Consider the following 9,030-nt stretch of genomic DNA (forward strand, 5'->3'; position numbering starts at 1 on the left):
ACCGTCTCCCGCGCGCCGCGAGGACCGCAGACCGCGCTTCCGTTGATCGTTCCGAAATGAGCACATCTCAGTGCGCGCACTTTCAGAGAACGCAACTGTAATCATCCACGGTTGGGGGAAGCCGGATGCAGATGGCGGCAGAGGAAGCGATCGAACGGACCATCACCATCATGTGGAATCGGTACGCCGATCCACTGACACTCGAGGAACTGGCTGAGGCGGCGATCTTCAGTAAATTCTACTACTCCCGGGTATTCCGGGACGTCACCGGGACGTCTCCCGGCCGGTTCCTCAGCGCGATCAGGCTCTTCATGGCCAAGCGCCACCTGCTGGAGACCCCGTCGAGCGTCACGGAGATCTCCTACCGGGTGGGCTACAACAGCCTGGGCACCTTCACCAGCCGTTTCACCCGCAGTGTCGGCATCTCGCCGGCCCGGTACCGGTTTCTCGCCGAGGACGGGCTGCCGCAGATCACACCGTTCGGAATGTCATGCCCTGACCAGAAGTTATCGTCCCTGAGCGGGCTGCTGGCCATTCCGGAGGGCTTCGGACCGCTGCGGATCTATGTCGGGGCGTTCAACACCCCCATCGTGGAGGGCCTGCCGCAGTCCTGCGACATCCTCGACGGGGCCGGCCCCTTCCAGCTCAGCATTCCCGACGGCGAGTGGTTCGTCCGGGCGGCGGCCGTGTCGACCCGGGACCAGGAACCGGACGGGGGACCGCGGATCCGGACTCCGCTGCTGATCGGGGCCGCCTGGCCGGTGACCGTGTCCGGCGGAAGTGCCTACACCACCGATGTGGCCTTGCGGCCGGTGGGGCCGTTCGACCTGCCCATCCTGCTCGCGCTGCCGGAACTCGACGGCCGGGAACGGGCCCTGGCGGCGACGGCGACCTGAGGGACCGTGCACCGGACGGCGCCCGTCTCGTGAGCGCCGTCCGGGGCACGGGGTCTACTCGACGGGCACCTGCGGCGGGCTGAACGGGCCCCAGCGGAACGCGTGGAGCCAGGGCGAACTGTCCTGGCTCCAGGTCATGGCCGAGATCTGCCCCGCGCTGCGGCGGCCGCTGAGCGAGCGCAGCAGATCGTGGCGCGGCCCGCTCCAGCGGGCCTGCGGCCGGCCGGCGCCCGCCGTCCACTGGGTACCGGGGGTCTCGATCAGCAGCGGCGGCAGGCCGTGCCCGCGCACCGAAGCCGAGAAACCACCCGTGACCACTGCCAACGCGGTCGGGTAGGAGGGGTGTTCGGCGGGCGGGGCCACCGCGAGGGCCCGCCGGATGTCGAGTTCGTGGCTGAGCGCGTCCATTACCAGGATTCCGTTCCCACCCCGCGTACCGTTCTCCAGCAGGCCCTCGGTGACCGCGCCGACACGCTCCCAGGCCGCCAGCAGGGGCGCCGCGTCCTCGCCCGCCACCGAGCCCGGCTCGGGCCCGTCCGCGGGGAGTTCGGCCACCGAGCGGCAGATGCCCAGCAGATGGACCACCACATCGCGTACCGACCATCCGGGGCAGGCCGGCACCGGCAGGTCCGCGTCCTGCGGCCGTTCCGCCAGCAGCGCGGTGATGTACTCCCGGGAGAAGCGGTAGGCGAGGTGATGCGGGGCGCGCTGCCAGTCGGGTGTGGACAAACCGGGTCTCCTTCGGGGCGGGAGATCGGCCAGGTGGAAAGGCCGTCACGCACACCGGCACGGCAGTCCCCCCGGTGGGCCGTTCGGCCCAACTCCCCCTGAGGGAACCAGTGTTGACGCCCCGGCAAGGCCGACACTTCTCCCGCCGTGCCCGATCCGGGCCGCCGGGCGGTGAGTCGGCAGGTGCGGGAAACATCGCGGGATCAACTCCCGCTGACCCACTCGGTCCGCAGGCCGTGCGGGACGCGGGCCGGCAGCGGGACCACCGCGACGGGCGGGCCGGTGAAGTCGTCGTTGTCGATCACGACGAGTTCGCTGCGGTCGGTGGCCGCGTCGTGGACCAGGCTCAGCAGCCAGCCGTCGCCCTCCGCCGCGCAGGCGCTGCGCGGCACGAACACCGGCTCGCCGGCCTCCCGTCCGGGGCCCAGGTCGTGCACGTCGGTCCGCAGGGTCCGCAGGTCGTGGCGGATCAGCCGGGGGCCGGCCAGGGCGGCGGCACGGTCCGGGTCCAGGCCGACCGACCAGGTCCAGCGGTGCGGCCCTCCGCTGTAGCGGTCGTCGATCCGGGCGAACTCCTCGACCTCGTTGAAGAGTTGGCGTTCGCTGACGCTGCCGCTCAGCCGGTCGACCGTCCAGCGCCACATGGTCGGGGCGGACTCGCTGGGGTGCAACCGGTCCCGGTCGAAGGCCCGTTCGTGCCGGATCACGTCGACGACGATCTCGCGACCGCGCTCGTAGGCGTTGACCGGATGGAAGACGAAGCAGGGCTCGATGTCCATCCACAGCACGTCGGCGTCGCCGCCGTCGCGCGGCAGCACGCCGAGCCGGGCGCCGTGGCTGTCGTTCCAGGCGTACGGGACCCGGGAGCCGGCCGCCGCGGCCTGCTCGCTGTAGGTCACCGGCAGGTCGTAGAGCACGACGTGACGATCCGTCAGGGACATCGCCTGCATCATCGGCGTGCCCTTCACCGCGACGGGCTCCGCGGTGCGCACCCGGCCCTGGGTGTCCAGCACGAGGTAGGTGACGTGGTCCGCCTCGTGGTCGTAGGCCACCGCGTGGAGTTCACCGGTCAGCGGGTCGGTGACCGGGCGGGCGCTCAGGCCGCCGGGAAGCGTGCCGTCGAAGTCGATCCGGGCGATCGTGTCGAGTTCCGGGCCGAGCTGGTGGGGCAGCACTCCCCCGTCGCCGAGCGCGAGCAGCTTCCCGGCGTGCTGGACGAGGCCGGCGTTGGCGTTGTCCGACAGGCCGCGGCGCGGGCCCGGGGTGGGCAGTTCGCCGAGTCCGGCGGCCACCCGGTCGGTGCGCAGCCAGCGGTTGCGGTACCACTCGGCGCGGCCGCCGCGCAGCCGCAGCCCGTGGATCATGGCGTCGCCGCCGAACTGGTGGTCGGTCGCCGGGTCGTAGGAGCCGAGCGAGTTGGCGCCGATGCTGAGCAGGCGTCCGTCGAGCCCCTCCGGCAGGGTGCCGCGCACCGCCGGCTCCAGGACGGTGAGTTCTTCGGCGACCGGCCGGTAGGGCGCGGTCAGCAGGTGTGAAGTGCTGTGCTTGCGAGGCGCGTTCATGGCCGTCCGCCTTTGCATATCGTCGTTATATAACACCGTTGTTGTACAGATTGGCAGCGGCGTGGAATCATGTCAAGGGTGAGCCCACGTCACATCGACCCGAAGCTCGGCGAGAACCTCATCGAGGCCGCGGCGAAGCTGCTGGCCGAGGAGGGGCCCCAGGCGCTGTCCACGCGGCGTCTGGCGGCGGCGGTGGGCACCTCGACGATGGCGGTCTACACCCGCTTCGGCGGCAAGGAGGACCTGGTCCGGGCCATGGTCCGCGAGGGCTTCCAGCTCCTGGACCAGGAGATGACGGCGGTCCATGAGACGGCCGACCCGGTCTGCGACGTGGTGGCCCTGGGCTGGGCTTACCGGCGCAACGCGCTGGAGCACCGCAATCTGTACGGCGTCATGTTCGGCGGCCCCGGCCTGGGCGGCTTCGCGCTGACCGACGAGGACCGCCAGCACGGGCGCTACACGCTGAGCAGCGTGGTCCGCGCGGTGGAGCGCTGCATGGAGGCGAAGCGTTTCCACGCCGGCGACGCCCAGCTCGTCGCCCACCAGCTGTGGATCGCCCTCCACGGCCTGGTCACCCTCGAACTCGGCGGCTACCTGATCCCGCCCTACGACGCGGACACCTGCTACGAAGCGCAGATCTCGGCGTTGCTGGTCGGCGCCGGGGAGGATCCCGCGGAGGCCGCCGCGGTCATGAAACGGGCGCGCGACCGCCGGGACTGAAAGATCCGGGACGGAAAGATCCGGCCGACGGCTGCGTCAGCTCCCGCCCGGACACCGGGCGCGCCGGCACAGGCCGGCCGCGTCCCGCCCGGACACCCGAGGTAAACGGCGACGCCGTGCAGCGGCAGGCGGGGTCGGGCCCCGCCCGCCGCGGCGTGCTACGCGTTCCAGGGGGCTGTCGGCCACCACAGGTAGCCGAGGCGGCCGGAGAGCCGCAGTTCCCAGTACGCCAGGGTGAAGACGCCGGCGACGAGGAAGGCCGACGCCGTCACCGTGCTGATCCGGCCCGCCTTCGCGGCCATCCACTGCTGGAGGCGGCCGCCGGTGCCGTAGGAGAGCAGGATGAAGAGCAGCGCCATCACGACGATGTTGCCGATGGACTGCAGGGAGAAGGCGACCGCGCCGAAGAGCGGGTTGTGGGTCTCGGCGGCGTGGCGGAACAGGTTGTGGAAGAGCGGGTAGGGCCGTCCGACCAGGAAGCCGCCGATCAGCGCGCCCATCACGATCAGGGGGGCGTTGGGGAAGCGGCGGGAGACCGCGCCCAGCGGGTCCGGGACGACGCCGGCGGCGGCCAGGCCGAGGATCACCATCACCACGCCGACCACGCCGAACGCGATCATCGCCTGGGCGATCTTGGGCGAGATCCCCGGTGTCGCGGCGTTGGAGAACTGCGGCATCCTGGTGCCGACCAGGCCGACGATGATGCCGTAGACCGCCGACACCGGAATCATGCCGGCCGCCACCCAGCCGAGCGGCTTGACGGTGCTGATGAAGCGGTCCCGGCGGGTCTGCTGCTGGCCCACCAGCGGACCCACCGCCCCGAAGGCCGCGATGTTGCAGGCGGTGAAGGACCCCGCCATACCGGAGACGAAGGCGAAGACGATGCCCGAGGCGACCCCGCTGATCGGGGCGGTCGGGTCGTGGCCCAGCACGCTGTGCGCGGTGTTGACGCCTATCTGGTCGTCGACCAGGTCGGCCGACCACGCGTACGCGAGCAGCAGACCGGCGATCAGGCTGAGCAGGAGCACGAGCCACCGGCGGTGCGGAAAGCTTCCGGTGACGAACAGGGACGTCCGGGGCGGGGCTTCCGCCGGCGCCCGGGACAGATCGAGATCGGTCACGGTAGTGGGCCTCCTAGGCCTGTGCGCAGACAATCGGACGGGATCGCGCCGAACCAGGGCCTGCCCCGCCGGCCGCCGGCCGCGCTGCCGGTGAACCGCGGGCTGAGGTAGGAGAAGTCGGGAGGTGGCGGGGGGAGCGGCAGGTCGGATGCGCGCCGCGGGCGCCGATGCCAGAGGCGATGCCGACGCAGGAGCCGACGCAGGAGCCGGCGCCGACGCCGACGCCGGTTACCGGCCGGAGAAGAAATGCGCGCCCGGCGTCCGGAGCGGGGGTCTACGGACACCGGGCACGCGTCTGGGGGTGGGCCGGGGCCTGGTGCCCGCACGGGCGGAGCGGCCCCCGGGCCTCACGGCACCGCGGGAGTCCTCTCCCGGCGCAGTTCGTCGTTGATGTCCTCCAGCCGGCGGGCCTTGGTCTCCGGACCGATCCACAGGAAGATCACCGCTGCCAGCAGCAGGGGCACCGCCCCGATGAGGGCGGTCGCACCGATCGACGGCACGGCGGCGGCGGCCACGGTCAGCGCCAGGATCAGCACACCGCCCGCCTTCGTCATTCCGGCGGCCAGCCCGGTGCCACGCGACCGCACCAGCGTGGGATACACCTCGGCCGCGTACCCGGCGACGACCGCGACCACCGAGCTGACCCCGGACAGCGGCACCACCAGGAGCAGCGAGAGCAGCAGATGGTTGTGGGCCAGCGAGTTGCCCGCGATCACGAAGCCGATGAGGGTCAGCCCGGTGACCCCGGTGACGGTCACGATGGTCTTGCGGCTCCCCCACACCCCGTACATCCACGCGCAGAGCACGGTCAGCGGCAGTCCGAGCAGCGCCGCGTTACGGATGACGTAGTCGGAGTTCACCGCCGAGTAGCCCAGATGCTGGAGGTTCGTCGGCACCCACAGCTGGAAGCCGTACGTCATCAGCCCGACCCCGACGCCCAGCAGGGTGATCGCCAGCGTCGGCCCGAGCAACGCGCCGCGGAACAAGGTGAGGTAGTTGCCGCGCCCGGCGACCTCCCGGGCCTGTTCGGCCTTGATCTCGTCCGCGTCCATTTCCTCGGCCACCGCGCCGTAGCGGCCGAGCACCTCCTCGGCCTCGCGGCGGCGGCCGGTGGCGAGCAGGAAGCGCGGGGACTCGGGAATCCAGCGGTTGAGAGCGATGAACAGCAGCCCGGTCGGCAGTCCGATGAGCCACAGGATGCGCCAGCTGTAGGTGGGCGTCAGCCGGGCCGCGAGCCAGCTGGTGATCACGTACGCCCCGGCGATGTCCCCGCCGATCAGCACCATCAGCCAGCCCCGATGGCGGGCCGGAATCGTCTCGGCCATCAAGGTGAAGGTGATCGGCAGCATGCCGCCGGCGCCCATGCCCATGATGAAGCACATCATCAGGTTCCAGCTGAAGCCCGGCATCGCGCCGCAGATCGACGTCGACACGAACAGCATGCCGGCCAGGATGATGGAAGCGCGCCGCCCGATCCGGTCGCCCAGCCAGCCCCACACCAGCGAGCCGACCACCGTGCCGGCGATCCCGCTCAACGGAAGCCAGGAGACCGGGATATGACCGTGCGGATTGGCGGGTGACTTGAGCCCGTACTCCTGCGCGACGCCCGGTGCGACGAAGGCCAGCGCGGTCGGCTTCATCACGTCGATGGTCACCGCGATCGCCATCACCACGACCAGCGCCACGTGTTGGCGGGTGATGGGCGCGTCGTCCAGGGTGCGGACCCTGATCCGTGCGGCCGTCGCCCCGATACGGCGTCCGCCGCGCGGGAGCACGCCGTGCAGGGCGGCGAGCATGCCGACCACGATCAGCACCATTCCGCTGATCATCGGCAGGTCGGGCTTCATCCCGTTGAGGTGGTAGCCCATGTCGCGGGCGCCGATGTACATCGGCAGGTGCAGCAGGACGCCGACCGTACACAGCGCCGCGCCGAGCCAGAAGACGACCGGGTGCTCGAAGGTGCCGTGGCTCTTCCCGCGGGTGTGCTCGTCGGCCGTGGCCATAGCTTCTCCCCGTTGTTGGTGAACGCGTGTCTCGGCAGTGGCACGTGGCAGCCATCGTGGTGGGTGCCGGGAGAAGCTGACTTCTCGTGTATTGCTCATAACGCGTCCGACACGACCCGGTCCGAGCGCTATGACCGTTTCCTTCGGCGCGGCGGGTGCGACAATCTCCCCCGCGCGCCATCCTCCCGCCCTCGCCGGCCGCCGCCCGGCTCCGGTTGCGGGTCCCCTGCCGCCGCCCCAAGCTGGATCTGTCCGCGGCCGGGCCCGGGCTCGACGACACGCCGGCAGGACCGCACGTCGTCCCGATCACGGAGGCCGCTGACATGGCTCGCATGGAACGCGCCGCTTTCCCCCGCCTGGACCTTTCCCGGCTGGGCCTGGGATGCATGGGGATGTCCGCCGTCTACGCCACCGATTCCCCGCGCGACGACGCCGAGTCGATCCGCACCATCCACCGGGCGCTCGACCTCGGGGTGGATCTGCTGGACACCGCGGAGTCGTACGGCCCCTACATCAATGAGGAGTTGGTGGGCCGGGCGGTGGCCGGCCGCCGCGACCAGGTGGTCATCGCGACGAAGTTCGGCGTCATCTCGCATCCGCACGGCGACAAGGTCGGCACCCTCGACAGCAGCCCGGAGAACATCAGGCTGGCCGTGGACGGTTCACTGAAACGGCTGCGTACCGATCACATCGACCTGTACTACCAGCACCGGATCGACCCCGACACGCCGATCGAGGAGACCGTCGGTGTGATGGGCGAACTCGTCGCGGCGGGGAAGGTCCGGCACCTCGGTCTTTCGGAGGTGCTGCCGGACCGGATCCGCCGCGCGCACGCCGTGCACCCGATCACCGCGCTGCAGTACGAGTACTCGCTGTGGACGCGCAATCCGGAGGCGGAGGTGCTGCCGCTGGCGCGGCGGCTCGGCATCGGCGTCGTCGCCTACGCCCCGCTCGGCCGGGGCTTCCTGACCGGCCGGATCCGCACCCGGGAGGATCTCGACGCCAGCGACTGGCGCCGCGGCAACGCGCGGTTCAGCGCGGAGAACTTCGACCAGAACATGACCATCGTGGACGAGGTCAAAGCGGTCGCGGAGGACGCGGGCGTCACGCCCGCACAGGTCGCCATCGCCTGGGTCCTCGCGCAGGGCGACGACATCGTGCCCATCCCGGGTACCAAGCAGGTGGCGCGGCTCGACGAGAACGTGGCGGCCCTCGACGTCCGGCTGACCCCCGAGCAGCTCCGGCGGCTCAGCGGGCTCAGGACTCCGGTCGGCAGCCGCTACGAGACCGGCACGTACGCGACCCCGGAAGGGGAATGAGGTCGCCGGCGGCCGGCGCCCGGCGGCTGGCGCCCGTGACCGGCCGTGGCGGCCTCACCGGTCGCATCACCCGGTCGCCTCACCGGTCGGGGGCCGCCGGCCGCCCCGCCGCCAGCCGCCGGGCGGAGTCGTCGATCTGCACCGGATACCCCGCCCGCAGGGCGGCGACGCTCGACGGCGGGGTGATGACCTCCGCCACCCCTTCGCCGGGCCTGGGCCGCCGGGCCCGGTAACCCTCCGGGCCCCACTCGACCAGCTGCTCGCCGAGCACCAGGGCGCTCACCTCGCCGATCCGGACGAACGTACCGTCGGGCAGCCCCGCCCAGGGCAGCGCGTGTGTCCGCCTGCGCCGGGTGCCGCGGACGATGCGCTCGCCGTGCAGCCGCTGGTTCATCTGCCGCGCCGACGGCGGCTCGCCGCCCAGGGCCTCGGCCCAGGCGGCGCGGTAGGCGTTGTAGGCGGCCCGGCGGCACTCGGCGCACGGGCGGTGGCCCGCCGCGAGCGAGACGGCCTCGTCGTGGAAGTACAGGAACGTGTAGTGGTGGGGCAGCCACTGGTCCGGGTGATGGCGGCCGCGGAATTCCAGCGCGCAGGTGATCCACAGGTCACCGGCGTGCGGGCGGACGATCTCCCGACCCGCGTGCAGGATGCCGCGGTTGCCGGTCCAGGCGCCGCGCAGC

At 71.6% G+C, this 9,030-nt stretch carries 8 protein-coding genes; 3 read left to right on the forward strand and 5 right to left on the reverse strand.

Translation table 11 applies throughout. From position 1 onward, the window contains the following. Positions 1-125: 125 nt before the first annotated feature. Positions 126-896 carry a helix-turn-helix transcriptional regulator gene (locus GA0115240_RS15590; protein WP_202451406.1) on the forward strand — a complete coding sequence of 257 codons (771 nt, stop codon included), beginning with the start codon at positions 126-128 and terminating at the stop codon, positions 894-896. 54 nt (positions 897-950) lie between these two features. Here the strand turns inward: GA0115240_RS15590 and GA0115240_RS15595 are convergent, their stop codons facing one another. Together GA0115240_RS15595 and GA0115240_RS15600 are read right to left on the reverse strand one after the other, a co-directional pair. Continuing rightward, positions 951-1,625, reverse strand: coding sequence for a maleylpyruvate isomerase family mycothiol-dependent enzyme (locus GA0115240_RS15595; RefSeq protein ID WP_161302238.1), 675 nt, complete (start codon positions 1,623-1,625; stop codon positions 951-953). 203 nt (positions 1,626-1,828) lie between these two features. Next, complete coding sequence (locus GA0115240_RS15600; protein ID WP_093737278.1) at positions 1,829-3,187, reverse strand: carotenoid oxygenase family protein; 1,359 nt, start codon at positions 3,185-3,187, stop codon at positions 1,829-1,831. A gap of 78 nt (positions 3,188-3,265) precedes the next feature. Here GA0115240_RS15600 and GA0115240_RS15605 point away from each other — a divergent pair, with 78 nt between their 5' ends. Beyond that, positions 3,266-3,907, forward strand: coding sequence for a TetR/AcrR family transcriptional regulator (locus GA0115240_RS15605; RefSeq protein ID WP_093737279.1), 642 nt, complete (start codon positions 3,266-3,268; stop codon positions 3,905-3,907). Between the two features lie 158 nt (positions 3,908-4,065). Here the strand turns inward: GA0115240_RS15605 and GA0115240_RS15610 are convergent, their stop codons facing one another. Then, positions 4,066-5,028: a hypothetical protein gene (locus GA0115240_RS15610; protein WP_218087426.1), complete on the reverse strand. Its 963-nt coding sequence runs from the start codon at positions 5,026-5,028 to the stop codon at positions 4,066-4,068. Positions 5,029-5,375: 347 nt separating this feature from the next. Further along, positions 5,376-7,031: an MFS transporter gene (locus GA0115240_RS15615; RefSeq protein ID WP_161302240.1), complete on the reverse strand. Its 1,656-nt coding sequence runs from the start codon at positions 7,029-7,031 to the stop codon at positions 5,376-5,378. Positions 7,032-7,363: 332 nt separating this feature from the next. On the opposite strand from GA0115240_RS15615, the gene GA0115240_RS15620 reads away from it, so the two are divergent. Continuing rightward, complete coding sequence (locus GA0115240_RS15620; protein WP_093737281.1) at positions 7,364-8,350, forward strand: aldo/keto reductase; 987 nt, start codon at positions 7,364-7,366, stop codon at positions 8,348-8,350. A 79-nt stretch (positions 8,351-8,429) separates the two neighbouring features. On the opposite strand, the gene GA0115240_RS15625 is transcribed toward GA0115240_RS15620, so the two are convergent. After that, positions 8,430-9,030, reverse strand: a 601-nt coding sequence (locus GA0115240_RS15625; RefSeq protein ID WP_202451408.1) for a hypothetical protein, incomplete at its 5' end; no start/stop codon positions are given.

Origin of the sequence: Streptomyces sp. DvalAA-14, assembly GCF_900091855.1 — a bacterium.
Taxonomy (GTDB): domain Bacteria; phylum Actinomycetota; class Actinomycetes; order Streptomycetales; family Streptomycetaceae; genus Actinacidiphila.